The sequence below is a fragment of the Alsobacter sp. SYSU BS001988 genome, from assembly GCF_054796215.1.
In genome coordinates this window covers 110,966-135,426 of record NZ_JBTAMK010000001.1, presented here as the reverse complement: position 1 = coordinate 135,426, position 24,461 = coordinate 110,966, and the positions used below count along the sequence as shown (strand labels likewise).

20 protein-coding genes are annotated in these 24,461 nt (G+C 69.0%); 15 read left to right on the top strand and 5 right to left on the bottom strand.

Features of this window, described 5'->3' with window-relative positions; genetic code table 11:
- Window positions 1-14: 14 nt before the first annotated feature.
- A complete protein-coding gene (locus tag ACYVO7_RS00645; protein ID WP_460447928.1) occupies window positions 15-1,223 on the top strand; it encodes an acetyl-CoA C-acetyltransferase in 1,209 nt (402 codons plus the stop codon).
- A gap of 26 nt (window positions 1,224-1,249) precedes the next feature.
- Window positions 1,250-3,460 (top strand): FAD-dependent oxidoreductase, encoded by a 2,211-nt coding sequence (locus tag ACYVO7_RS00640; RefSeq protein WP_460447927.1) that lies wholly within the window; start codon window positions 1,250-1,252, stop codon window positions 3,458-3,460.
- Between the two features lie 879 nt (window positions 3,461-4,339).
- Here ACYVO7_RS00640 and ACYVO7_RS00635 read toward each other — a convergent pair.
- The 3 genes from ACYVO7_RS00635 to ACYVO7_RS00625 all read right to left on the bottom strand — a co-directional run bounded on the left by ACYVO7_RS00635 (window position 4,340) and on the right by ACYVO7_RS00625 (window position 9,965).
- Window positions 4,340-4,855: a VOC family protein gene (locus ACYVO7_RS00635; RefSeq protein WP_460447926.1), complete on the bottom strand. Its 516-nt coding sequence runs from the start codon at window positions 4,853-4,855 to the stop codon at window positions 4,340-4,342.
- Window positions 4,856-4,960: 105 nt separating this feature from the next.
- The gene (locus tag ACYVO7_RS00630) at window positions 4,961-6,280 is read right to left on the bottom strand and encodes a pilus assembly protein TadG-related protein (RefSeq protein ID WP_460447925.1); all 1,320 of its coding nucleotides are present in this window, start codon (window positions 6,278-6,280) and stop codon (window positions 4,961-4,963) included.
- Window positions 6,281-6,431: 151 nt separating this feature from the next.
- Window positions 6,432-9,965: a PAS domain-containing hybrid sensor histidine kinase/response regulator gene (locus tag ACYVO7_RS00625; protein WP_460447924.1), complete on the bottom strand. Its 3,534-nt coding sequence runs from the start codon at window positions 9,963-9,965 to the stop codon at window positions 6,432-6,434.
- Window positions 9,966-10,157: 192 nt separating this feature from the next.
- On the opposite strand from ACYVO7_RS00625, the gene mscL reads away from it, so the two are divergent.
- From mscL to ACYVO7_RS00590, 7 genes are all read left to right on the top strand, one after another.
- On the top strand, window positions 10,158-10,580 hold the full coding sequence (mscL, locus tag ACYVO7_RS00620) for a large conductance mechanosensitive channel protein MscL (RefSeq protein WP_460447923.1): 423 nt from the start codon (window positions 10,158-10,160) through the stop codon (window positions 10,578-10,580).
- Between the two features lie 127 nt (window positions 10,581-10,707).
- Window positions 10,708-11,964 carry a pyridoxal phosphate-dependent aminotransferase gene (locus ACYVO7_RS00615; protein WP_460447922.1) on the top strand — a complete coding sequence of 419 codons (1,257 nt, stop codon included), beginning with the start codon at window positions 10,708-10,710 and terminating at the stop codon, window positions 11,962-11,964.
- Between the two features lie 79 nt (window positions 11,965-12,043).
- Window positions 12,044-13,213, top strand: a complete 1,170-nt coding sequence (locus tag ACYVO7_RS00610) for a two-component system sensor histidine kinase NtrB (RefSeq protein WP_460447921.1) — start codon at window positions 12,044-12,046, stop codon at window positions 13,211-13,213.
- Window positions 13,214-13,359: 146 nt separating this feature from the next.
- Window positions 13,360-13,992, top strand: a complete 633-nt coding sequence (locus tag ACYVO7_RS00605; RefSeq protein WP_460447920.1) for a response regulator transcription factor — start codon at window positions 13,360-13,362, stop codon at window positions 13,990-13,992.
- A gap of 185 nt (window positions 13,993-14,177) precedes the next feature.
- A complete protein-coding gene (locus tag ACYVO7_RS00600) occupies window positions 14,178-14,516 on the top strand; it encodes a response regulator (RefSeq protein WP_460447919.1) in 339 nt (112 codons plus the stop codon).
- Between the two features lie 175 nt (window positions 14,517-14,691).
- Window positions 14,692-15,426 carry a Crp/Fnr family transcriptional regulator gene (locus tag ACYVO7_RS00595; protein WP_460447918.1) on the top strand — a complete coding sequence of 245 codons (735 nt, stop codon included), beginning with the start codon at window positions 14,692-14,694 and terminating at the stop codon, window positions 15,424-15,426.
- A 332-nt stretch (window positions 15,427-15,758) separates the two neighbouring features.
- Window positions 15,759-16,835 (top strand): AbrB family transcriptional regulator, encoded by a 1,077-nt coding sequence (locus tag ACYVO7_RS00590; RefSeq protein WP_460447917.1) that lies wholly within the window; start codon window positions 15,759-15,761, stop codon window positions 16,833-16,835.
- A gap of 10 nt (window positions 16,836-16,845) precedes the next feature.
- On the opposite strand, the gene ACYVO7_RS00585 is transcribed toward ACYVO7_RS00590, so the two are convergent.
- Window positions 16,846-18,291 (bottom strand): methyl-accepting chemotaxis protein, encoded by a 1,446-nt coding sequence (locus ACYVO7_RS00585; protein WP_460447916.1) that lies wholly within the window; start codon window positions 18,289-18,291, stop codon window positions 16,846-16,848.
- 198 nt (window positions 18,292-18,489) lie between these two features.
- On the opposite strand from ACYVO7_RS00585, the gene ACYVO7_RS00580 reads away from it, so the two are divergent.
- Window positions 18,490-18,750, top strand: a complete 261-nt coding sequence (locus ACYVO7_RS00580) for a hypothetical protein (RefSeq protein ID WP_460447915.1) — start codon at window positions 18,490-18,492, stop codon at window positions 18,748-18,750.
- A gap of 91 nt (window positions 18,751-18,841) precedes the next feature.
- Window positions 18,842-21,133, top strand: coding sequence for a cation:proton antiporter domain-containing protein (locus tag ACYVO7_RS00575; RefSeq protein ID WP_460447914.1), 2,292 nt, complete (start codon window positions 18,842-18,844; stop codon window positions 21,131-21,133).
- 167 nt (window positions 21,134-21,300) lie between these two features.
- Here ACYVO7_RS00575 and ACYVO7_RS00570 read toward each other — a convergent pair whose 3' ends face one another.
- Complete coding sequence (locus tag ACYVO7_RS00570; RefSeq protein WP_460447913.1) at window positions 21,301-21,624, bottom strand: hypothetical protein; 324 nt, start codon at window positions 21,622-21,624, stop codon at window positions 21,301-21,303.
- 214 nt (window positions 21,625-21,838) lie between these two features.
- Here ACYVO7_RS00570 and ACYVO7_RS00565 point away from each other — a divergent pair, with 214 nt between their 5' ends.
- The 4 genes from ACYVO7_RS00565 to ACYVO7_RS00550 all read left to right on the top strand — a co-directional run bounded on the left by ACYVO7_RS00565 (window position 21,839) and on the right by ACYVO7_RS00550 (window position 24,451).
- A complete protein-coding gene (locus tag ACYVO7_RS00565) occupies window positions 21,839-22,333 on the top strand; it encodes a Ros/MucR family transcriptional regulator (protein ID WP_460447912.1) in 495 nt (164 codons plus the stop codon).
- A 213-nt stretch (window positions 22,334-22,546) separates the two neighbouring features.
- Window positions 22,547-22,687: a hypothetical protein gene (locus ACYVO7_RS00560; RefSeq protein WP_460447911.1), complete on the top strand. Its 141-nt coding sequence runs from the start codon at window positions 22,547-22,549 to the stop codon at window positions 22,685-22,687.
- Window positions 22,688-22,952: 265 nt separating this feature from the next.
- Window positions 22,953-23,441, top strand: a complete 489-nt coding sequence (locus tag ACYVO7_RS00555) for a (2Fe-2S)-binding protein (RefSeq protein ID WP_460448527.1) — start codon at window positions 22,953-22,955, stop codon at window positions 23,439-23,441.
- The gene (locus tag ACYVO7_RS00550) at window positions 23,438-24,451 is read left to right on the top strand and encodes an FAD binding domain-containing protein (protein WP_460447910.1); all 1,014 of its coding nucleotides are present in this window, start codon (window positions 23,438-23,440) and stop codon (window positions 24,449-24,451) included. The genes ACYVO7_RS00555 and ACYVO7_RS00550 overlap by 4 nt, the downstream gene beginning before the upstream one ends.
- Window positions 24,452-24,461: the final 10 nt, after the last annotated feature.

The window sequence follows — 24,461 nt, the reverse complement described above, 5'->3', positions numbered from 1 at the left end:
TCAGGGAGACACCGATGCCCGACGCCTACATCTTCGACGCCGTCCGCACCCCGCGGGGACGCGGCAAGCAGGATGGCTCCCTCCACGAGGTGACCTCGCTGGCGCTCGCCGCCCATGCGCTGCGGTCGATCCGCGAGCGCAACGATCTCGATCCCAAGCATGTCGACGACGTCGTGCTCGGCTGCGTCGATCCGGTCGGCGAGGCCGGCGGCGACATCGCCCGCGCGGCGGCGCTCGTGGCCGATTACGGCGACAGCGTGCCGGGCATCCAGATCAACCGCTTTTGCGCCTCGGGCCTCGACGCCGTGAACTTCGCCTCCGCCCAGGTGATGGCCGGCCAGCAGGATCTCGCGGTGGCGGGCGGCGTCGAGAGCATGAGCCGCATCGGCATCGGCGCCTCGGGCGGCGCCTGGCCGGTGGACCCGGCCATCGCGATCAAGTCCTACTTCATGCCGCAGGGGGTCTCGGCCGACCTCATCGCCACGAAATACGGGTTCAGCCGCGACGACGTGGACGCCTATGCGGTGGAGAGCCAGCGCCGCGCCAAAGCCGCCTGGGACGAGGGCCGGTTCTCGAAGTCCGTCGTGCCCGTGCGCGACGTCAACGGCCTCACGATCCTGGCCCATGACGAACACATGCGGCCCCAGACCGACATGCAGTCGCTGGCCAGCCTGAAGCCCTCCTTCGTGATGATGGGCGAGCAGGGCGGCTTCGACGCCGTGGCCGTGCAGGCCCATCCGGAAGTCGAGAAGGTCATCCACGTCCACCACGCCGGCAACTCCTCCGGCATCGTGGACGGCGCGGCGGCCGTGCTCGTCGGCAACGCCGACGCCGGCCGCGCCGCAGGGCTGAAGCCTCGCGCCCGCATTCGGGCCTTCGCCAATATCGGCTCCGAGCCGGCGCTCATGCTGACGGGGCCGGTGGACGTCACCAAGAAGGTCTTGCAGCGCGCCGGCATGTCGATCGCCGACATCGACCTCTTCGAGGTCAACGAGGCCTTCGCGGCCGTGGTGCTGCGCTTCATGCAGGCCTTCGACGCCGATCCCGCCAAGGTGAACCCCAATGGCGGCGCCATCGCGCTCGGCCATCCGCTCGGCGCCACCGGCGCGATGCTGATCGGCACGGCGCTGGACGAACTGGAGCGCACCGGCAAGTCGACCGCGCTGGTCACGCTGTGCATCGGCGCCGGCATGGGCACGGCGACGATCATCGAGCGCGTCTGACGGAAGCGGAACTGGGAGACACCACGATGGAACTCGCGAATTTCCGCTTCGATGTCGACGCCGACGGCGTGGCGCTCGCCACCTGGGACATGGCCGATCGCTCGATGAACGTCATCACCGCGCAGGTCATGGAGGACCTCGGCAAGATCATCGACGGCGTGACATCCGACCCCGCCATCAAGGGCTGCGTGATCACGTCCGGCAAGGACGGCAGCTTCTCGGGCGGCGCCGACCTCACCATGCTGCAGGGCCTCGGCCTGGCCTACGCCAAGCTGGTGAAGCAGCAGGGCGAAGAGGCCGCCATGCAGTTCTTCTTCGACGAGAGCCGCCGCCTGAGCCTGCTCTACCGGCGGCTCGAAACCTGCGGCAAGCCCTTCGCGGCGGCGATCAACGGCGTGTGCCTCGGCGGCGCGTTCGAACTCGCGCTGTCCTGCCATTACCGGGTCGTATCCGACGACAAGGCGACCCGCGTCGGCCTCCCCGAGGTGAAGGTCGGCCTGTTCCCGGGCGCCGGCGGCACCCAGCGCGTCGCCCGGCTGATGCAGACCGGCGACGCCCTCCAGATGCTGTTCAAGGGCGAGCAGATCCGCCCCGCCGCCGCCAAGAGCATGAACCTCGTGCATGAGGTGGCGCCCAAGGCCGAGATCGTCGCGAAGGCGAAAGCCTGGATCCTGGCCGGCGGCAAGGCGCAGGCGCCGTGGGACGCCGAGGGCTACCGCCTGCCGTCCAACAAGGTCTATTCGCCCCAGGGCATGATGGTGTGGCCCGCCGCCAACGCCATCTACCGCCGCGAGACGCAGGACAACTATCCGGCCATCAAGGCCGTGCTGCACGCCGTCTACGAGGGCCTGCAACTGCCCATGGATCTCGCCCTCAAGGTCGAGAGCCGGTATTTCGCCAAGATCCTGCGTTCGCCCGAGGCGGCCGCGATGATCCGCACCCTGTTCGTCTCCATGCAGGAGCTGAACAAGGGCGCCCGTCGTCCGGCCGGCATCCCTGCCGCCAGCCTGAAGAAGGTCGGCGTCATCGGCGCCGGCTTCATGGGCGCGAGCGTCGCCTATGTCACGGCCAACGCCGGGATCGACGTGGTGCTGATCGACCGCGACATGGAGGCGGCCGAGAAGGGCAAGGCCCATTCGCACAAGCTCATGACCGACCAGATCATGAAGGGCCGCGCCAAGACGGCCGACCGCGACGCCTTGCTGGCGCGCATCACGCCCTCCGCCGACTACGCGTCGCTTTCCGACTGCGACCTCGTGATCGAGGCCGTGTTCGAGGATCCGAAGGTGAAGGCCGAGGTGATCGCCAAGGCGGAAGCCGCCATGCCGGCCGGCGCCGTCTTCGGCTCCAACACGTCCACGCTGCCGATCACGGGCCTCGCCGACACCGCCAAGCGCCCGGACCAGTTCATCGGCATTCACTTCTTCTCGCCGGTGGAGAAGATGCTGCTGGTCGAGGTCATCATGGCCAGGCAGACGGGCGACAAGGCGCTGGCGCTGGCGCTCGACTATGTGCGCGCCATCAAGAAGACGCCGATCGTGGTCAATGACGCGCGCGGCTTCTACGCCAACCGCTGCGTCGGCAACTACATCCGCGAAGGCCACCTGATGCTCATGGAAGGCGTGCCGCCCGCCATGATCGAGAACGTCGCCAAGATGGCCGGCATGCCGGTGGGCCCGCTCTCGCTCAACGACGAGGTCGCCATCGACCTGGCGCTGAAGATCGTGAAGGCCACCAAGGCCCAGCTCGGCGACGCCGCCGTGGATCCCGTGCAGGAGAAGCTGCTCACCACCCTGGTGGAGACGGAGGGCCGCCTCGGCCGCAAGAACCGCAAGGGCTTCTACGACTACCCGGAGAAGGGACCGAAGACGCTCTGGCCCGGCCTCGCCGCCATCGCCGGCCGGCAGCTCGACCCGGATTCGCTGGACGTCGAGGAACTGAAGCAGCGCCTGCTTGTCACCCAGGCGCTGGAGGCGGCGCGCTCCGTCGAGGAGGGCATCGTCACCGATCCGCGCGAGGCGGACGTCGGCTCCATCATCGGCTTCGGCTTCGCGCCCTACACGGGCGGCACGCTGAGCTATATCGACGGCATGGGCGCGAAGGCCTTCGTGGCCTTATGCGACAGGCTGGCCGCCAAGTACGGCGTCCGCTTCGAGCCGAACGCCCAGCTGCGCGAGATGGCGGCGACCGGCGAGACGTTCTACGGCCGCGCGGCGGGCGCCCGACGGGCGGCCTGAGCCACGTCTCTCCTCATCCTTCGCGACGCTTTGCTGCGGGGGCGGTGGGCCGGGATCTTGGACAAGCGCCGCAGCCGGCCCCCTCGCCCCGGAACGGGGAGAGGGTTGGGGTGAGGGGGTGGTTCAGCTTGGCTGGATTTCGGCCCCTCATCCGGCCCTTCGGGCCACCTTCTCCCCGTCCCGGGGAGAAGGGCAAGCGCGTTTAGCTCCGCGGCCTTTCGGCCCGGAGTGTCGGAGGGCGGCGCGGAGCGGCGTCGCTGGGGGCCCACGGCGAGTGGGGTAGAGAAAAGTGAAGCCGGGAGGCCGCCAGGCCCCGCCGCTCCGCGCGCGACGTTGGAGGATGAAAGGAAGATCCCGGGGCGCTTTCAGCCCCTTCGCGCTTCGCTGGTCGGACCTTGTCTTCCGTCCGCCGGCTCGACCGGGTCGTGAGCCCGGCTCTGACGGCCGCCGCCCCCGATCCACATCCGTCACGCTGCAGACGCCCCTCCGTGGACCGGAGCATGGACAGAGTTATAGGAATTTTATCCGTTTGTCAAGCGCCGTTCCACGCCCTTGCCGTCCGGCCCTCATCCGACCTCGCTGCGCTCGGCTGCGTTCTCCCCGTGCCGGGGAGAAGGGCAGCGCCGTCATCCCCGGCGGCGCGGAGCGCCGGAAAGCGGATCCAGGAGGGTTGGCGAGAGGCGCCCTTCGCCCGGCCTTTCTGGATCCCCTTCCCGCGCCTGCGGCGCGCCGGGGATGACGGGGGTGGTTTCATGCAAACGCCCGCTCGTCCTTCGAGACGCCATGCTGCGCATGGCTCCTCAGGATGAGGGGGTGGGTGGGGCTGAACCGTAGGGGAGGGCCGCAGCGGGCGCCGTCGCCGCGGAACTGGCGCCGCGGTCAGCGCTCCAGTTCGGAGAGGAGGTCCTGCAGGTCCAGCCGTTCGGTCACCATGGCGAGAGAGCCGTCCGGATTGCGGGGCCATTCGGCTTCCGGGCGGTCCCAGTAGAGCTCGACGCCGTTGCGGTCGGGGTCTTCCAGGTAGAGCGCCTCGCTGACGCCATGGTCGGAGGCGCCGGTGAGAGGGACGCCGGCGGCGATCAGGCGACGCAGCGCGTCGGCGAGGTCGCGGCGCGTCGGATACAGGATCGCGGTATGGAACAGGCCGGTGGTCCCGGCCGGAGGCGGCGAGCCGCCGCGGCTTTCCCAGGTGTTGAGGCCGAGATGGTGGTGATACCCCCCGGCCGACAGGAAGGCCGCCTGGGTCCCGTAATGCTGCTGCACCTCGAAACCGAGCACGCCCGAATAGAACGCCACGGCGCGCTCCAGGTCGGCGACCTTGAGATGGACATGCCCGATGCGCGTTCCCGCGGCGACCGGCGGGAAGGGGCGGGGTGCGTTTGCGGCGGCGCTCATGACGATCCTCGACGATCCGGTTCGGGGCGCATTATAGACCCGCCGTCCTGCGCGACGACACGACGGCGACGCAAGGGCGCGTTTGCGCGCGAGCGTCGCACGCCGTCAACTCGCGAGTCGAACGATGGCGCGTCGTTTGATCTCGTCCGTCACGTTCTCGAGCTTCTTGGCGATCTTAGCGGCGCTGTCGGCGTAGAAATAGTGGTTCGGGCCGCTTGCGCAGGCTCGAAGGACCGTGGGATCGCCGTTCACGACATTGACCGAGTAGATCTCGATGCCCCTGGCCTTGATGGCGTCGCAGGTGGCGATGGTTCCTGCGTCCATGCTGGTCGTGCGGGCGCAGTCGCGCGCGTTCGGGATCGGGATCCACCGATTGGTCGTGTTCATGCCGTCCGACATCAGCAGCAGGATCTTCTTCCGGTCGCCCCAATTCGCCGCCCCGGCGATCGGGCCGTTCGGGTCGAGGACGACCCCTCCCCAATAGGCGCCAAGCGTGATGTTGGTGCATCCGTCGAACTGCAAGCCGCCGATGCGGTCCTTCAGCATCGTGAGATTATCGGTGGACTGGACCACGTTGTTCAGCGTGCTCTTCGTCCAATGGACGGCCCTCCAATCATCCTTCTGGCATGTCGTCGCCGGATAGTGGGTCGTGTGCTGTGACACGAAGGGACCGACGCCGGGGTCCCGGTCGACGATGCAGCCTTCCCAGTCGCTCTTCTTTTCGACGTGGGCGACCGAACCGGCCTTCCAGTCCAGCCAGGGCTGGTACCGGGTCGAATCGGCGTCGACCTTCACGACCGTCGCAAACGGCACCAGTGCGGCCCTAACGTCGGTCAGCTCCGTGAGCTTGCCGATGAACTTCTTCAACCCGTTCTGGGCCTGCACGGCCTTGCTGTCGGGCTTCGGGACCGAAACGGTCTCGCCGCTGTCGCCGTCGCCCCGATACTTCATCGACCCCGTCACATCGAACGCGATGGCGATCTCGAGCGGCGGCACGGTGTCGTAGCTCGAGACGGCCCGCGCCGAGATCGGGCTGTGCCGCTTGCCCAGGAAAATCCCGAAATAATTCGTGACGGACGTGGTCAGATAAGCGGTGACGGTGTGATGAACTTCATCCTTGGTGTAGCTGTAATTGATCCGCGACAGCTCGAAATCCTTGTTGGCCTTCTCGAAGTGATGAGCGTGCAGCTCGAAATGCGCGTGGGGTTTCGACTTGATGGCCACGGCGGCGGCCAGGGCCGCGCTGTCGGCCATCGACTGCAGGTTGGCCTGCAGCTTGGTCAGTCGCGAATAGTCGATCGCCAGCCCCACGAAGGACAGGATGGGGATGGCCAACACCGCCAGCAACACCGAAAAGACGCCGCGCTGGTCATGCGAAAAGGCGCGAAGGAGCTTGCTGAGCCTTGTTCGAACTGTGCACGCCATGGAACCTACTCGGGATTGATCGTGCTTGACTGATATCAAACAAGATTCAATCCGGAGTTAAGCGGTGTCTCTCTTTCTCATGAGATTGGAGAGATTTGATTCACCATGACGCAGGCAGCCGGGCGGCTCGCCGCCATGCGGGCGGAGGCCGCTATTCGGCCGCGGCGCGGGTCGCCCGCCATTGCGCCAGCAGGGCGCGCAGCGCCGCGGGCTTCAGGGGCTTGTTGAGGACGTGGATGTCCTTCTCGGAGGCGAGGTCGCGCACGGCCGGCGTGCGGTCGGCCGTGACCAGCACGGCGGGCAGGTCGGCGCCCAGTCTCCAGCGCAGGGCCGTGATGGCCTCGATGCCGTCGCCCTCGTCCAGGTGATAGTCGGCGATCACCACGTCGGGCCGCAGCTTGCGGCGGCGCAGGGCGGCCTGGGCCTCCTTCAGCCCCGGGGCGGCCAGCACGGCGCAACCCCAGCCGGTCAGCAGGGTCGTCATGCCGTTCAGGATCGCGGGCTCGTTGTCGATGCACAGCACCGCCATGCCGGCCAGCGGAGCGGCGGCCGTCGGCCGCGAGTCGCGCTGCGCCGCCATCGCCGGCAGGGGGGCGGCCACGGGCAGATCGACCGTGAACACCGAGCCGCGGCCCAGCTGCGACTGCAGCCGGATCGGGTGGTCCAGCACGCGCCCGATGCGCTCCACGATGGAGAGGCCCAGCCCCAGCCCGCGTGCCGCCCGGGCGCCCTGGTCCAGGCGCTGGAACTCGCGGAAGACCGCCTTCTGCTTGGACGGCGGGATGCCGAGCCCGGTGTCCCAGACCTCGAGCCGCAGGCGCCCGCGCCGGCGCCGGCAACCGACGAGGACGCGGCCCTTCATGGTGTACTTGATCGCGTTCGAGACGAGGTTCTGCAGCAGCCGCCGCAGCAGCCGCCGGTCCGAGCGCACCGTCAGGGAGCAGGGCATGAAGGCGAGGCGCAGGCCCTTCTCGCGGGCTACGGGCTCGAACTCCAGCTTGAGCTGGTTGAGGATGTCGTCGATGCGGAAGCTCGACATCTCCGCCTTCATGGCTCCGGAATCGAGCCGGGAGATGTCGAGCAGGGCGGTCAGGATCTCCTCGACGGCCTCCAGCGAGGCGTCGACGTTCTGGGCCAGCCCGGCGACGTCGCCCGTCTGCGTGCGCTCCACGAGCGAGGTGGCGTAGAGCCGCGCGGCGTTCAGCGGCTGCAGGATGTCGTGGCTGGCCGCGGCGAGGAAGCGCGTCTTCGACACATTGGCGTCGTCGGCCTGGGCCTTGGCGCGGCCGAGCTCCTCGTTGAGGCGCATCAGCTCCTCGGTGCGCTCGCGGACGCGGCGCTCCAGCGTTTCGTTGGCGCGCTCGAGAGCCTCCTCGGCCTCCACCGAGGCGGTGATGTCCGTGTAGGTGGTCACGATGCCGCCGTCCGGCATGTGGGCGGAGCGGATCTCGATGACCTTGTGGCTGTCGTGCAGGCGCACCCGGACGGGCTCGGCGTCGTTGACGAAGCTCTCCAGCCGGGAGGTGACGAACTCGTCCGGCTCGCCCGGCCCGTAGCTGCCGCGCGCCGCGTTGAAGCGCACGATCTCGTCCAGGCCGGTGCCCGCCCGGGCGAGGTCGGGCGGCAGGTCGAAGAGCTCCTGGAACTCGCGGTTCCAGCACATCAGGCGAAGGTCGCGGTCGAACACCGTGATGCCCTGGCGGGCGTGGTCGAGCGCGTGCTGCAGCAGGTCGCGGTTGTACTGGATGGCCGCCGAGGCGTCGTCCAGCAGCTTGAGCGCGGCCTTCTTGGTGACGTTGCGCCGGCGCAGCAGCAGCGACAGGACGAGGCGGGACGACGCCGCCCCGATGGCGGAGGCCAGCAGGTGCTCGGCGTAGCGCAGCAGGTGGATGTCGGCGTCGCGCCCCGGCTCCAGCGGCAGGCCGCGGCTGGCCGAGAAGGCCAGGAAGGAGGACGCCGCCTGCTCCTCGCCCAGGTAGCGCGCCACCGTGGCGCGCAACTCGCCCACCGTGACGGTGGCCCGCCAGAGCCGGAAGGACTGGCCCATCGGCGGCATGTCGGGCGACACGAAGGTGCTGGCCTGCAGGCGCTCGATCGGATTGGCCGGGCGCGCCAGCGAGAAGGCCGTGAAGGCGAGCGCGTTGACGCCGAGGCTCCAGGCCGCGCCGCGCGTGATCTCGTTCAGGCCGAAGCGGATGCCGTCCGGATGGACGCCGACCAGCAGGCTGTCGAGGCCCACCCAGTCGACCCCGATGGCGCTCAGCGAGCGCAGCCAGTCCGGGTCCGCGACGCTCGGCACGAACAGGGTGGCGGCCCAGACCAGGAGCCCGGACACGATGCCGGCCGTCGCCCCCAGCGCCGTGGCGCGCCGCCAGAACAGGCCCGCGAAGAAGGCCGGCGCGATCTGGGCGATGGCCGCGAAGGAGATCAGCCCGATCGACGCGAGGGCCGCCTCGCCCATGTTCTTGAAGTAGAAATAGGCGAGCAGCAGCACCAGCAGGATCGCCACCCGCCGCACCGCCAGGATCAGCCCGCCCATGTTGCCGATGCCGGCCGCGCCCGTGACGGCGCGCCGGCGCAGCACCAGGGGGATCACGAGGTCGTTGGAGATCATGATAGCGAGCGCGACGCTCTCCACGATCACCATGGCGGTCGCCGCCGAGAGGCCGCCCGTGAAGGCGATCAGCGTCATGACGTTCTGGCCGTGGCGCAGCGGCAGCTCCAGCACCGCCATGTCGCGGTCGACGCCGACCGGCAGCAGCAGGTCCGCCGCGAGCGCGAGCGGCACGACGAAGAGGTTGATGAGCACCAGGTAGAGCGGGAAGAGCCACGCCGCGCGGCGCGTGTCGGCGGTGTCGCGGTTCTCCACCACGGTCACGTGGAACTGCCGCGGCAGCAGCAGGATGATCAGGCCGGACATCATGGTGACGCCCAGGAAGGCCGGCCAGCCCGCCCCGCGCTCCAGCAGGGGCGTCAGGTCCGTCCGGGCGGCCGCCTTCGCCAGGAGGTCGCCCATCCCGTCGAAGAGGCCGTAGACCACCGCCGCCCCGACGGCCAGGAAGGACAGGAGCTTGACCACCGACTCCGCCGCCACCGCCAGCATCAGGCCGTCCTGGTGCTCGGTGGCGTCGACATGGCGGGTGCCGAAGGCCGTCGCGAACCCGGCCAGGATGAGGGCGATCAGCAAGGCGAGGTCGCCGAAGACGGGCACGGACTGGGACACCGCGCCAGGCTGGACGGCGTCCAGCAGGGTGGTGAGCGAGGCCGCGATGGCCTTCATCTGCAGCGCGATATAGGGGACGCAGCCGATGACCGCGGTGAGGCTGACCAGCGCCGCCACCCGCTCGCTCTTGCCGTAGCGCGAGGCCACGAAATCCGCGATCGAGGTGATGTTCTGCGACTTGGCGAGGCGCACGATGCGGCCGACGAGGCCGTAGCAGAGCCCGATCACCAAAGCAGGGCCGATATAGATCGCCAGGAAGTCGAGGCCCGAGCGGGACGCCAGCCCGACCGAGCCGAAGAACGTCCACGAGGTGCAGAACACCGCAAGCGCGAGAGCCTGGATGGTGGGCCGCGCCCGGCCGGTGACCCAGCGTCGTCCGGCCGTGTCGCCGTAATGGGCGACGGCGAACAGGATGCACAGATACGCCAACGCGGTCAGAACGACCGACCAGCCCGCCAACACCGTCCTCCCCCTCTCAGCCGGGGAGAAGCCTAGCGTTCTTCGCGTCCCGGCGGAAGTACAGCTCGAAAATGCGGTTTGTCAGACAGTTCGCGTAGAGGTTGAAACTGCCGCCGGCATCTTTTCTTTTTCAAACAATTGTCTAGCCTTCATTTGAAAGCGGGCCGCCTCGGCGCCCGCCGGAGGAGGGGTTCCATGCTCAATGAGTTCAAAGCTTTCGCCATGCGCGGCAACGTCGTCGACCTGGCGATCGGCGTCATCATCGGCGCGGCCTTCGGCAAGATCGTCGACTCGCTCGTCAACGACATCATCATGCCGATCATCGGCGCGATCACGGGCGGACTGGATTTCTCCAACATCTACATCCCGCTCTCCAGCTCGGTGAAGCTCGGGATGGCCTATGCGGACGCCAAGAAGGCCGGCGCGGTCATGGGGATCGGCAACTTCATCAACACCGTCGTCTTCTTCCTGATCATCGCGTGGGTGCTGTTCATCGTCGTCAAGGCGGTCACCCGCCTCCAGCGCCAGGAGGCGGCCCACCCCACTGTGCCGGCCGCGCCCACCAAGGAGGAAGTGCTCCTCACCGAGATCCGCGACATCCTGGCCGCCAAGGGCTGAACGGCGCCCGCATCGGGCCAGAAGCGACGCTGATGGCTCCGATGACGATTTTTGAGAAGACGGCGGCGGGAGCCGCATGGCAGAAGAGCCGCTTCATCCCTGGTGATGCAAGCGGCTCGATTCCTTGATGACCGAACTCTCCGCCCCCGCCGACCTCCGGACGGCCGACCCGGCCGGCCATGTCCTGGACGCAAGGCCGGCCGCGTCCGCCGACGCGCTGCTCGCCGCCGTGCGGCCCGAGGCGGCCGGCGCGCCGGAAAGCGGCATCGTGGAGGTGTTCAACTACGGCCGCGGCCGTCAGGGGCTCATCCCGCTCTGGGTGGGGGAGGGCGACCTTCCCACGCCGGGCTTCATCCAGGACGCCGCCACCCGCGCCCTCGCGGCGGGCGAGACCTTCTACACCTATCAGCGCGGCGTCCCCGAGCTCCGCGAGGCGATCTCGCGCTATATGAGCCGCCTCTACGGCCAGGCGCTGCCGGCGGAGCGGTTCCACGTCACGACCGGCGGCATGCACGCGCTGCAGATGGCCATCCGCATCGCGGCGGGCGCGGGCGACGAGGTGCTGATCCCGTCGCCGTCCTGGCCGAATTTCCTCGGCGCGGTGACGGTGGGCGGCGCGACGCCGGTCGAGGTTCCCATGAGCGTCGACCCGGTGCGCAACCGGTGGTCGCTCGACGTCGAGCGCCTCGCGGCCGCCGTCACGCCGCGCACCAGGCTCATCATCGTCAACTCGCCGTCGAACCCGACGGGCTGGACGGCCACGCGCGAGGAGCTGGAGGCGATCCTGGCGCTGGCGCGCCGCCACGGCCTGTGGATCGTGGCGGACGAGATCTATGGCCGCTTCGTCTTCGACGGCGCGGCGCTGGCGCCGTCCTTCCACGACATCATGGACGAGCAGGACCGCATCCTCTTCGTGCAGACCTTCTCGAAGAACTGGGCCATGACGGGTTGGCGGGTCGGCTGGCTGGAGTGCAGCCCCGCGCTGGGCCAGGTGGTCGAGAACCTCATGCAGTATTCCTGCTCGGGCGTGCCGGCCTTCCTGCAACGCGCCGCCGTGGTGGCGCTCGACCAGGGCGAGGGCTTCGTCGAGCACCAGATCGAGCGCGTGCGCCGCGGCCGCGACATCATCTGCAAGGGCCTCGCGGCCACCGGCCGGGTGGACTTCGCGGAGCCGGCGGGCGCCTTCTACCTGTTCTTCTCCGTCAAGGGAGAGCCGGACACCCGGCGCATGGCGCTTCGGCTGGTCGACGAGGCCAATGTGGGCATCGCGCCCGGCACGGCCTTCGGGGCGGGCGGGGAGGCCTATTTCCGCCTCTGCTTCGCGCGCCGCCCCGAGGACATCCAGGAAGCGGCCCGCCGGATCGCGGCGGCCCTGGCGCGCTGAGGCTTCCCGCCCGCCGGTTGCGCTGGCGGATCCGGCGCGCCAGAATGGCGCCATGGTGTTGGGCGCGTGAAGCAAGGCGATGACGCAGCATAGCGGACCCACGCGCCCGACCGTCTCGGACGCACGCCTCGCCAGCGTCCTCGACACCGCCGTCGACGGCATCCTCGTCATCGAGGAAGAGGGCAAGATCCTCGTCTACAACAAGGCCTGCGAGAGCCTGTTCGGCTACGCGCCGGAAGAGGCGCTCGGCCGGAACGTCCAGCTGATCATGCCCTCCGACTACGCCTCGGCGCATGACCGCTATCTCGACAACTACGTCAGCACCGGCGAGCGCAAGATCATCGGCATCGGGCGCGAGGTCCGGGCCCGGCACAAGGACGGGACCGAGTTCCCGGTCGAACTCTCCGTCGGCGAGGCGCGCACGCCGGACGGTCGGCAATTCATCGGCATCATCCGCGACCTGCGCTCGCGCAAGGAGGCCGAACGGCGCTTCAACGAGCTGCAGGCCGACCTCGTGCACATCGCCCGCGTCTCCGCCATGGACGAGATGGGCGCCGCGCTCGCCCACGAGCTGAACCAGCCGCTCACCGCCATCATGCTGTATCTGCAGGCCGCCACGCGCAGCATCACCCGGGCCGTGCAGGGCGCGACCCTGCCGGTGGAGACCTTCCGGCAGGTGCTCGAAAAGGCCGTCCACGAGGCCGAGCGGGCCGGGGCGATCATCAGCCGGATGCGGCATTTCGTGGAGAAGCGCGAGCCGCAGCGGCGCGAGGTCGACATCAGCGCCATCGTGGACGAGGCCCTGGAGCTCGTGATGCTGGGCCAGCGCAACCCGCCCCGGGTCATCCGCCGCTACGCCCGCGGCCTGCCCAAGGCGGTCGTCGACGCCGTGCAGATCCAGCAGATCGTCGTCAATCTCCTGCGCAACGCCGTCGAGGCGCTGAAGGGGCGCGAGGTTCCGACGATCACGATCGAGACCCGCAACGCCGGGGAGCACCTGGAGGTCGTCGTCGAGGACAACGGACCCGGCCTGCCGCCCACCGCCGTGCCGACGATCTTCAAGGCATTTTCTACTTCCAAGCGAACCGGGATGGGGCTAGGCCTATCCATCTCCCGTACGATCGCGCAAAATCACGCGGGAGACCTCACGGTCGATCCCGGCGGCGATGGACGCGGCGCTCGCTTCGTTCTTCAACTGCCGATCATCGCCGCGCCCGAAAACGGCTCGGCGGACGAGGACGCAGGATGACGACTGGCGCAGAGCGTTGCGCCAGCCAGGACAGAATGGCGCCGAATGTGCGATCCGCCCAATCGGGAAGATTGCGGATGCCCGGCGCCCGAACATGATGGATGGGCCGCAGCTGAGGCGGCCGCAGGACTTGGCGGCGAGTGCACATGGGACAAGCGGGCCAGATGGACCAGGACGTCTTCATCGTCGACGACGATGGAGCGGTGCGGGACGCCCTGCGGCTGGTGTTCGAGATGGAGGGCTTCCGGGTCCAGGCCTTCCCGGACGGCGCATCGTTCCTGGCGGCGGCGCGCTCGCGCACGCCGGACGTCGTGGTGCTGGACGTGCACATGCCGGGCCGCTCCGGCCTGGAGGTCCTGCAGGAACTCGGGCCTCACTACGGCGCGCCGGTGTTCATGATCTCCGGCCAGGGCGACATCCCGATGGCGGTCGAGGCCATCCGCCAGGGCGCGCATGACTTCATCGAGAAGCCCTTCGACGCCGACACCGTCGTGCAGCGCGTGCGCGACGCCATCGAGGCGCGCGGCCGCAAGGGAGCGCGCAACAACTCCGGCGACATGATCCTGGCCGCGTTCTCGGGCGAGGAGCAGCTGACGCCGCGCGAGCGCGAGGTGCTCGAGCGGATCGCGCTCGGCGCGTCGAACAAGGAAGCCGGCCGCCAGCTCGGCATCAGCCCGCGCACCATCGAGGTGCACAGGGCCCGCATCATGGAGAAGCTGGGCGCCCGCAACACCGCCGACCTCGTGCGCATCGTCTATTCGGACGTGCGCCGGAACTGAGCCCCGGCGGGCCCCGGGGAGGGCCGATCCGCACCGGCCGAAGCCCGTTTCGGCGAGAATCTCCAGCCCGTCCGTTAAGCTACGGATGGATTCTGCGCATTTCTCAGTCAATATGTTTTTGACAGTGATCAAGGTTGCGAGGTCTCCTGCGCGGGACCGGCGCGGCCAGCTTGCGGTAGCCTTTTGTGACCATCCACATCCTCGAAGACGATCCCGGCGTGAGCGATTCGCTGCTCATGTTCCTGAACGGCTTGGGCCTGACGGTGGCCACCTACCCGGATGCGGAGAGCTTTCTGGAGGGCGAGCCGCCGCTCGCCGGCGACACCATCATCGTCGACCTCCTGCTGCCGGGAATCAGCGGCGCCAAGGTGATCGGCTGGCTTCAGGGCCTCAAGGATCCGCCGCGCGTGATCGCCATCACGGGCCAGCCCCAGGCCGCTATCGAGAAGCAGATCCAGGGCCTCGGGGCGGTTCAGGTGCTCAGAAAGCCGCTGAGCGCCGAGACGATTTCGCAGATCATCTGAACGCCGGACGCGGAGGCCGGCCGCCGACCTTTTCCTTTTCACAGTCCGTAGCAGTGCTTACGGCGAACAACCGATGCGATGACGCCCAGCTAGCGCTAAGTTGTAGATGTGACGTCTATCCCCTGGCGGCGTCCTCGTGACGTCAGAACGCGCCGCTACCCCCGGAGAGGCTCGTATGTCCCTCGTTGCTCCTCGGTCGGACCCCATGCGGGACCGGATTCCCCCCAAGCACGACGCAGGCTGGACGCTGGGCATCTCGCATCCCGGCCGCATCGAGGCGCCGGCCGACAAGGCCGTCCGCCGCCTCGATCTCGGGCCGCGCGAAAGCGTCATCGACGAGGGCGACGTCGAGCGTTTCCTCTATGTGGTGCTCGAAGGCGCGGTGATGCTGTCCAAGCTCCTGCCCGACGGCCGCCGCCAGATCACCGACCTGCTCGGTCCGGGCGACGTGTTCGGCCTCAGCGTCAGCCATCTCGCCGACGTCACGGTCGAAACGGTGCTGCCGTCGCGGATCGCGCTCTACGACCGCCAGACGGTCGAGGCCTCGGCCGAACTGCAGCAGCTGATCTCCGCCGGCCTGCGCGCGCAGGTCTGCGCCCTGCACGACCACGCCATGCTGCTCGGCCGCAAGTCGGCCGTGGAGCGGGTCTCCACCTTTCTGATGCGGCTTCTCCCCAACCGCGGCGGCAATGGCTGCCAGGGCCCCTCGGGCGACCGCAAGGCGGATCGGGCGCAGGTGCAGGTGCCGCTCACCCGCCAGGAGATCGCCGACTATCTCGGCCTGACGCTGGAGACGGTCAGCCGCGCCTTCTCGCACCTGAAGCGCGAGGGCTTCCTGGACTATGGCCGGCACGACGAGGTCACGATCGTGAATGTCTGCCGCCTGTGCCAGTGCACCGGCTCGCATTGACCTGACGCGCCGCCGCGCTCCCGTTCGGGGCGGCGTAGTTCCGGTTCGACGCAAGAGGAACCCGTCCGCGCCCGTCCGACGTGCGGGCGGACGGGAAGCGCCCGACACAGCTCCCCCGAGACCGTGCCGGGCGCCCCGGCCCACGGCGTAGACGCCATGGATGACGTGGGATCGGACAGTGAGCGCGTCCCGCGGAGACCCCCGCCGCCTCGGGACCGAGCCGCTCATCCGCCGCTCATCACGGGATCCAAATTGACGCAGGGATCGCGAACCGTCATTGATCGAGGTCAACGGTCCCTGTTTTGCTCCGCTTTCCGGTCCCTCCGCCGCCCATGGGTTCACACGCAGCGCCGGCCTTGCGCGCCATCCTGGCGCAGATCGGCCTGATGACCGCCGCCGCGTTGGGCGGCTGGGCCTTCGAATGGGCGGGAATCCCGGCCCCGTGGCTCTCCGGCGCGATGATCGTCACGGCCGCCCTGGCTGCGGCCGACATCGCCCCGCCGATGGTCCCGGCCTTTCGCGAGCTCGCCCTCATCATCGCCGGCATCTCGATGGGCGCGTCGATGACGCCCGAATCGGTGAGCGCCTTCGCCGACTATCCCGGCAGCCTCGCCATCCTGGCCGTCTCCGTGGTGATCGTGATCGCCGGTTCGGCGGCCGTGCTGGTGCATGTGTCGGGCTGGTCGGCGCGCGACGCCCTGCTGGCCTCGGCGCCCGGCGCGCTCTCGACCGTGCTGGTCATCGCCGCCGACCAGGGCGCCGACGTCGCCCGCATCGTGGTGGTCCAGCTGGTCCGGCTCTTCGTGTTGGTCGCGATCCTGCCCATGGCCATCGTGGCCGCCGAGCACGGCTCGGGAGGCGCGGCGCCGATCCGCCCGCCGGCGGACGCGGGCGCCCTGGCGATCCTGTTCGCCGTGTCGATCGCGGGCGCGATCGCCTGCGAGAAGCTGAACGTGGCCGGGGCGTTCATCCTCGGCCCGATGCTGGCGAGCGGCCTCGTCACCGCGCCCGGGCTCGTGCATGGCGGCGTGCCGCCGATCTTCTCCCTGATCGGGTTCGTGCTGATCGGCGTGTTCATCGGCCAGCGCTTCCGCGGGCTGGAGGCGATGACGGTGCTGCGCACCGCGCCCGCCGCGCTCGTCTCCTTCGCGGCGTCCCTGTCGCTGTCGGCGCTGGGCGCGGTCGCGGTGACGGCCATCGTCGGCGTGCCGTTCGGCGAGACCGCCGTGGCCTTCGCGCCTGGCGGGCTGGAGGCGATGACTGTGCTGGCCTTCGCGCTCGGCCTCGACCCGGTCTATGTGGGCGTGCACCACCTGGCGCGCTTCGTCCTTGTCGCGTTCCTCATCCCGGCGGCGTTCCGCTGGTGGCCGGGGCTCAAGGCCGAGGAGCCCGCTGGGGATCCCACCTGAGCGGCGCGGGTCAGACCTTCACGCCGATGCGGAAGCCGCCCCAGTGGCGTCCCTTGACGCGGATCGGGGCCGAGATGTCCTTCATGAGGGCGAAGGTTCCGCCGCCCATGTCGCGCCGGTAGGTCTGCACCAGGAAGCGCTTGGCGTTGCGGCCCGCCGACAGGCCGGTGCGGTCGTCGAAGATGCGCCGGTTCCGGCAATTCGCCGTGTTCCAGGCCGGGTCCCGGCCCTGCGGTTTCGAATAGACGCGGTTATGCGTCGGCAGGAAGCCGTTGCGGTCGACCGCCGCGCAGAACGCGATGCGCTCGTCGGTGGCCAGGATCGGCTCCTGGACGGCCGGCAGCAGCCGGTCGGTCAGCGGCACGAAGCGCGTCATGTGCTGCGGCGGGTTCGAGCCCGCGATGGGCGCGTAGTTCTCGTCGAAGAGGTCGGCGAGGCTGATCTCGCCGCGGTCGATCGCCTGCTCGAACAGCCGCCCGATCTGCGCCGCGGCGTCCTGGGCGATGGCGATCAGCTTGCCGTCCTTGGCCTGCACGGCCGAGCCGGCGATGTACTCCACCAGCTCCTGGCTGGTGCGCACGAGCGAGTCGATCCGCCGCGAGGCCTCCGCGTAGTCGCCGCGCGAGCCCTCCAGATTGTCGATGACGACGTCCAGATGCTCAATCACGCCGTTGCAGACGCGGATGTTCTCGGCGACCGGGGACGCGATGCCCTCGATGTCCTCGACCAGACGGTGGACGAGCCGGCCGAACTCGTCGAAGGCGTGCAGCCGCTCGGCGATGCCGTCGTTCTCGGCGGAGGCGGCGCGCGCCTTCACCTCGTTCTGCTGGCTCTGTTCGGACAGGCGCTCGATGGTCTGGGACAGGAGCCCGAGCTGCCGGGCGTTCTCGGCGGTGGCGGCGCGTGTCTGCTCGGCGAGGTCCTTGATGGCGTTGGCGATGACGGCGAAGCCCCGCCCGGCGACGCCGCTGCGCGCCGCCTCGACGCCGGCGTTGATCGAGATGAGCTGGATTTCGCGCGCGACCGAGTTGATCGCCGCGCTGGATTCGGAGACGCGCTGGATGGTCGAGGTCGCCTCGCTGAGGATGGAGGAGAACTGGCTGGCGGCCTCCGACAGGGTCGCGACGTTCTCGCGCGCGCCATCCAGGCCTTCGCGGATCGCGCCGGTGGCGACCGCGAGCCCTTCCTTGACGTCCATGGCCGAGGCCTGGGCCCGCTCGGCGGTGGTCGAGATCGTCTCGTTGGCGCGGATCATCTGCTCCGCCGCGACGGCGACGTCGTTGATCCCGGCTGTTTTTTCGAAGACGGCGCGGACGACGGCGTTCACGTCGCCGGCGATGTCGACGATTTCTCCGAGCTGGTCGATGCGGTCAGAAATGCCTTGAATGAAAGCCGCAGCCGATGCGCCGTCGAGCGCGTCCTGCTGCTGATCGGGGTAAGCCCGAGCAAGATTCATCTGAAATGCTCCATACGCTGTTCATCATCATGTCTCTTCACGCTTAACAAATGCTGAAATGCCAGATGGCCAAGGCCATATGCGGGCGGCGCCTACGCTAATTCAACTTTGCTCTACTGGAAGGTTGCATTAGGCTGTGCGCTCGTGCGGGAACGCTGCATGGTCTATGCTACGGTTCGGGCGAATCAGGAGACGGCGATGAAGAGCGTGATCGTGCTGGGCGTGTTGGCGACGACGTTGGGCGCCTGCGTCGCTCCGCCGGTCCGCAACCTGCCGATCATCTCCTATGACGGCGAGTTCCGCGGACCCGTCGTCGCCGACGCGGGCGTGCCGATCTCGGCCCGCTACCAGGGCTATTGCGAGAGCCCGCCCTATCGCTGGCGCCATGGCTGGTACCGCGCCTATACGCCCCAGCCCTGCCCGGTGGTCGAGCGCACCGTGGTGCGCGCCCTCTACTGACGCATCCGCCCCCCGGCGAACCTGAGGGCGCGTCGGTCGGATCTTTCCAAGGCCTGCATCGTTCTCGTGCATCTCCGCATGAGGACCTTGCGTGCCGTCTTTCCGTTGTGTCGACCTCCCGAGACGGGCGTCCTTCGTCATTCTCCTGATTCTGGCCGCCGTCGCCCTGTGGGCCACGGCCCCGCTCGCCTTCGCGGCCTCGGCGCCGGGCGCCAAGGGTCCGTCCGAAGCGCTGTTCATCGCCCAGGTGCTGGTGCTGATCGTCGTCGGCCGCCTGCTGGGCGAGGCGATGCAGCGGGTGGGCCAGCCGGCCGTCATGGGCCAGCTCATCGCCGGCATCGTGCTCGGCCCGTCCGTGTTCGGCGCGCTCCTGCCGGAGTGGCAGCATGCGCTGTTTCCGCCGGAGCGCGACCAGAAGGCGATGCTGGACGCCATCTCCCAGCTCGGCATCATGCTGCTGCTCCTGCTCACCGGGATGGAGACGGATCTGGGCCTCGTCCGCAAGGTCAAGCGGGCCGCCTTCAGCGTCTCGGTGGCGGGCGTCGCCGTGCCGTTCGCCTGCGGCTTCGCGCTGGGCGAGATGCTGCCGGAAGCCATGCTGCCGCGCCCCGAGCTGCGCCTGATCACCTCGCTCTTCCTCGGCACCGCGCTGTCGATCTCCTCGGTGAAGATCGTCGCCATGGTGGTGCGCGAGATGAACTTCATGAGGCGCAATGTCGGACAGGTGATCGTGGCCTCCGCCATCATCGACGACACGATCGGCTGGATCATCATCGCGCTCACCTTCGGCATCGCCCTGCATGGCGCCTTCGACCTGCCGTCGCTGGCGCGCAGCCTGATCGGAACCATCGCCTTTCTGGCCGTCAGCCTCACGATCGGCCGCAAGCTGGTCTTCATGGCCATCCGCTGGGCCAACGACACCTTCGTGAGCGAGATGGCGGTGATCTCCGTCATCCTGGTGATCACCGGCCTGATGGCGCTGGCCACCAACGCCATCGGCGTGCACACCGTGCTGGGCGCCTTCGTGGCCGGCGTGCTGGTGGGGCAGTCGCCCATCCTGACGCGCCATATCGAGGAGGAGCTCCGCGGCCTGATCGTGGCGCTGTTCATGCCCGTGTTCTTCGGGCTCGCCGGCCTCAGCGCCGACCTCACCATTCTCAAGAACGGCGAGATCGCCCTCCTGACCGTCGGCCTCGTGCTGATCGCCAGCCTCGGCAAGTTCGGCGGCGCCTTCGTGGGCGGCTGGTTCGGCGGCCTGAGCAGCCGCGAATCCGTCGCGCTCGGCTGCGGCATGAACGCCCGCGGCTCGACGGAGGTGATCGTCGCCTCGATCGGCCTCTCCATCGGGGCCCTCAGCGAGAACCTCTTCACCATGATCGTCGCCATGGCGGTGATCACCACGATGGCGATGCCGCCGATGCTGCGCTGGGCGCTGGGACGGCTGCCCATCACGCCGGAGGAATCGGAGCGCATCGAGCGCGAGACTTTCGAGGCCAAGGGCTTCGTGCCCCAGCTGGAGCGCCTCCTGGTCGGGGCGGACCAGAGCCAGAGCGGCCGGCTGGCGTCGCGCATCGCCGGCCTGCTCGCCGGCGCAAGGGGCCTGCCCGTGACGGTGGTGCGCCTCGGGGCCGACGCGGTCCCCCTCGTGAACGGCGAGCCCGACATCGACCTGGACGTCGAGACGGCCGTCAAAAAGGCGGCCGCCACCGCCCAGGACGACCCGGAGCCGGACGAGGTCACCCTGGAGGTGGACGTCACCACCCGCGTCCAGTCAGGCCCGGACGAGGAGGCGATCGCCCGGGAGGCGGCGAAAGGCTACGATCTCCTGATCGCCGGGGTGGAGCCTTCGGCGGATGCGAAGGGCGGCTTCCACCCGCGGCTGACGCGGCTCGCCGAGAGCTTCGACGGTCCTTTCGCGCTGGCCAGCGCCCGCGGCGCGCTGCGCGAGGAGCCCGTGCGGGCCGACATGAACATCCTGGTCGCCATCACCGGCACCGAGGTGTCTCGCCGGGGAGCCGAGGTCGCGCTGGCGCTGGCGCGGTCGCATCGCTGCCCCATCACGGCGCTCTATGTCGCCGGCGCGCACCAGACGGGAACGCGCCAGCGGCGGTTCCGCGTCATGCGCGGCCAGAACGAGGCGATCCTGAAGGACATCGTGCGGTTGGGTGACCAGTTCGGGGTGCCGGTCCGCACCGCCGTGCGGGTGAACATGGCCGCCGAGCAGGCCATCGCCCGCCAGGCGCGCGTGGGCAAGCACACGCTCGTGGTCCTCGGCGTCAGCCCGAGGCCGGGCGAGTCGCTGAGCTTCGGCCATGTCGCCGGCGTTCTGATGGAGGAGAGCGAGCAGTCGCTGCTGTTCGTGGCCAGCCGCTCGGGCGCGTAAGGCCGGGCTCGCGCCCGGTCGCGCGGGCCGCCGAACGAAAAAGGCCCTCGCAAATGACGAGCACTTGCGAGGGCCGCTGCGCATCTTGGAGGGGGCATTCCTGTGATGCGACGGGATAACGCCTCTCCCCGGACGGGGTTCCATGGCTCCGTCGTTTTTTTTCGAATTTATTTGCAGAGGGTGAGGACGCGGTCCGTGACGGTCAGGACCTTGCCCTCCTCGAAGTCGATGCCGTCCAGGATGCACTCGTCGCCGCCGGCGTTCTTCAGCATCAGCCGCCGTTTTCCGTCGGCGACCCAGCGCAGGGTGCGGCTTTCCCCGAAGCGGATCGGCTTGCCGTCCAGTTGCGGAGGACCCCAGCCGCTCCCATGAGAGATCTGCACCTCCGCGATCGGCTCTCTGGTCTTGTTGACGATCTTCAACGCGGCGGCGCTGGCGGGCTCGGCCAAGGCGAGGAGCGCCGTCATGGCGATGATCTTCTTGTAGGGCACGTGGCGAATCCAGTTGGGGCGGCGTTTCGTCGTGATCTTGCTTGGAGCCCAAGAAAATGGCTGGCCGGAGGCGGACCACGGATCTGCGGCGATCGGGAGCCGCACAAGCAGCCTGGGGAGGAAATGCAACTAGACCGGGAATAAAGCGAGGTATGCTACTCGTCTTTCATCAAGGATTTGTGCTTTTCAAATAAATCAAGTGGTGTATGCTGATATGGCTGAAAAATCGGAGCACATCGTGTCAGAAGACAACAGCATCCTCATTGATCTCGTCGCGGACATCGTCTCCGCGTATGTATCAAACAACAAGTTGTCGCGTGAAGAGCTTACGAGCGTGATCGGAAGCGTCCACTCGGCCCTTGTCGCCGTCTCGAGCGGGAAGAAGGAAGAGCCGGTCGAGGAGCTTCGCCCGGCCGTTCCGATCAAGAAGTCCGTGACTCCGGACTACATCGTCTGCCTCGAGGACGGGAAGACCTTCAAGTCCCTGAAGCGTCATTTGTCGACCAAGTACGGCATGACCCCCGCCGATTATCGCGCCCGCTGGGGACTGCCGTCCGACTACCCGATGGTCGCGCCGAACTACGCGGCGTCGCGGTCTGAGCTGGCGAAAAGCATGGGTCTCGGTCAGGCCCGGCGCAAGCCCGCTCCTCCGCCTGCGCCCGCTCCGGCCAAGCGCGGCCGCCGCCCGAAGGTCGCCACGGCTGGTTGACCACGCCTCGGACGCCGATCGCGCCCCCTCTGGCGCGGTCGCTCGCCTCCGGCGTCGCATGCGCCGGCCCGACTCCGACCGGCCAGACGAGACGCGACGCCGTGGCGCTCCGAACATGAGAATGGCCGAGCGTCCGCGTCTCGCGACCCCGCTTCGTCGGGAACAGACTGAACTTCATCTGCATTGGTTCAAGACCTTGCAGGAGAAACCCCGATGTCGACGCTCTATGCCGCTGCGGCGGCCGGCCTGATCGTCCCGGCTCTCACCTTCGCGCTCGTCCTCATGGTGGCGCAGGCCAAGGACAACGCGGAGAGCCGCATGGTTCCCGTGAGAGCCCATCGTCGCCGGCGCTGAAGCTGGCGGCCCACCTGTCCAACGCTCGCCTGACACGGAACGGAGGGGCGTCGCGACGGCCCCTTCGCCGAAATCCGACCCCCTCGCCGCCGCCGTGCGACGTTTGAGCGCGGACCGTCCGCGCCAGGAGTCGGGAGGAACCATCCCCCGCGCCTCCGGTTGATCCTGCACGAAGCGTCCGGGCCTCCAGGCCGACGCTCCCCGTCACGACCGGAGACCTGCCGTGAACACGCCATCGCGAACTGCGTCCGCGCTTCCGGACGCCATCCCCGTGCGCATCACGATCAACGGCGTGGAGCGCCCGTTGCAGGTCCAGCCCTGGACGACCCTGCTCGACCTGCTCAGGCTGGACCTCGACCTGACCGGGACCAAGAAGGGCTGCGACCACGGCCAGTGCGGCGCCTGCACGGTCCTGGTCGACGGAGTCCGGGTCAATTCCTGCCTGACGCTCGCGGTCATGAAGGACGGCGCGAGCGTGGTCACGGTCGAGGGCCTGGCCCAGGACGGCGAACTCCATCCGGTCCAGGCCGCCTTCGTCGACCATGACGCGTTCCAGTGCGGCTATTGCACTCCGGGCCAGATCTGCTCCGCCGTGGGGCTGATCGCCGAGGGCAGGGCGAGGACGCGCGACGAGATCCGCGAGCTGATGAGCGGAAACATCTGCCGCTGCGGCGCCTATGTGAACATCGTCGCCGCCGTCGAGCAGGCCATGGCCGCGGGCGACCGCGCCGGCCTGCCGGGAGGTCGGCCATGACCCCGTTCTCCTATGTGCGCGCCCAGAGCGCCGCTGAAGCCGTGCGCGAGCTGGCCGGGGATCCGACCGCGCGCGTGATCGCGGGCGGGACCAATCTGCTGGACCTGATGAAATACGACGTGGAGCGCCCGGGCCGCCTCGTCGACATCACCCGGCTGCCGCTGGACCGCATCGAGAGCCATGGCGAGGGGCTGCGCATCGGCGCCCTCGTGACCAATTCCAACCTGGCCCATGACGAGCGGATCGCGCGCGACTACCCGCTCCTGGCGAGCGCCATTCTGGCCGGGGCGTCGCCGCAGCTTCGCAACGCCGCCTCGACGGGCGGCAACCTGCTGCAGCGCACGCGCTGCTACTATTTCTATGATCCGGCCACGCCGTGCAACAAGCGCGAGCCCGGGTCGGGCTGCTCGGCGCGCGACGGCGTCAACCGCATCCACGCCATCCTGGGGACGAGCGAGCACTGCATCGCCACCCATCCGTCCGACATGTGCGTGGCGCTGGCCGCCCTGGAGGCGGTGGTGCAGGTGGAGGGCCCGGACGGCGCGCGGGCCATCCCGATGGCCGAGTTCCATCGCCTGCCCGGCGACGCGCCCGAGACGGATTCCACGCTGCGGCCCGGCGAGCTGATCACTGCGGTGGACCTGCCGCGTCCCGCCTTCGCGGCGCACCACACCTATCTCAAGCTGCGCGACCGGCTGTCCTACGCCTTCGCGCTGGTGTCGGTCGCGGTCGGGCTGGAGATGCGCGACGGCGTCATCGGGAAGGCCCGCCTGGCGCTGGGCGGCGTCGCCCACAAGCCGTGGCGCGCGCCGGAGGCCGAGGCGATCCTCGAAGGACAGGCGCCGGCGCCGGAGCGGTTCGCCCAGGTCGCGGAGCGCCTCCTCGTCGGCGCGCGGGGGTTCGGCCACAACGACTTCAAGATCGAGCTGGCGCGCCGCGCCATCGTGCGGGCGCTCGGACAGGCCGCGGCCGGGACGCCGCAATCGCAGACCGACAAGCGGATCCAGTGAGGACGCCGTC

Bases quoted from the DNA above. Each gene is read 5' to 3' on its own strand.
- ACYVO7_RS00635 (WP_460447926.1), bottom strand. From the start codon at position 4,855: ATGAGCGCCGCCGCAAACGCACCCCGCCCCTTCCCGCCGGTCGCCGCG.
- ACYVO7_RS00640 (WP_460447927.1), top strand. From the start codon at position 1,250: ATGGAACTCGCGAATTTCCGCTTCGATGTCGACGCCGACGGCGTGGCG.
- ACYVO7_RS00585 (WP_460447916.1), bottom strand. From the start codon at position 18,291: ATGAATCTTGCTCGGGCTTACCCCGATCAGCAGCAGGACGCGCTCGAC.
- ACYVO7_RS00605 (WP_460447920.1), top strand. From the start codon at position 13,360: ATGGGACAAGCGGGCCAGATGGACCAGGACGTCTTCATCGTCGACGAC.
- ACYVO7_RS00565 (WP_460447912.1), top strand. From the start codon at position 21,839: ATGGCTGAAAAATCGGAGCACATCGTGTCAGAAGACAACAGCATCCTC.
- ACYVO7_RS00550 (WP_460447910.1), top strand. From the start codon at position 23,438: ATGACCCCGTTCTCCTATGTGCGCGCCCAGAGCGCCGCTGAAGCCGTG.
- ACYVO7_RS00645 (WP_460447928.1), top strand. From the start codon at position 15: ATGCCCGACGCCTACATCTTCGACGCCGTCCGCACCCCGCGGGGACGC.
- ACYVO7_RS00595 (WP_460447918.1), top strand. From the start codon at position 14,692: ATGTCCCTCGTTGCTCCTCGGTCGGACCCCATGCGGGACCGGATTCCC.
- ACYVO7_RS00615 (WP_460447922.1), top strand. From the start codon at position 10,708: ATGACCGAACTCTCCGCCCCCGCCGACCTCCGGACGGCCGACCCGGCC.
- ACYVO7_RS00590 (WP_460447917.1), top strand. From the start codon at position 15,759: ATGGGTTCACACGCAGCGCCGGCCTTGCGCGCCATCCTGGCGCAGATC.
- ACYVO7_RS00630 (WP_460447925.1), bottom strand. From the start codon at position 6,280: ATGGCGTGCACAGTTCGAACAAGGCTCAGCAAGCTCCTTCGCGCCTTT.
- ACYVO7_RS00580 (WP_460447915.1), top strand. From the start codon at position 18,490: ATGAAGAGCGTGATCGTGCTGGGCGTGTTGGCGACGACGTTGGGCGCC.
- ACYVO7_RS00610 (WP_460447921.1), top strand. From the start codon at position 12,044: ATGACGCAGCATAGCGGACCCACGCGCCCGACCGTCTCGGACGCACGC.
- mscL (WP_460447923.1), top strand. From the start codon at position 10,158: ATGCTCAATGAGTTCAAAGCTTTCGCCATGCGCGGCAACGTCGTCGAC.
- ACYVO7_RS00560 (WP_460447911.1), top strand. From the start codon at position 22,547: ATGTCGACGCTCTATGCCGCTGCGGCGGCCGGCCTGATCGTCCCGGCT.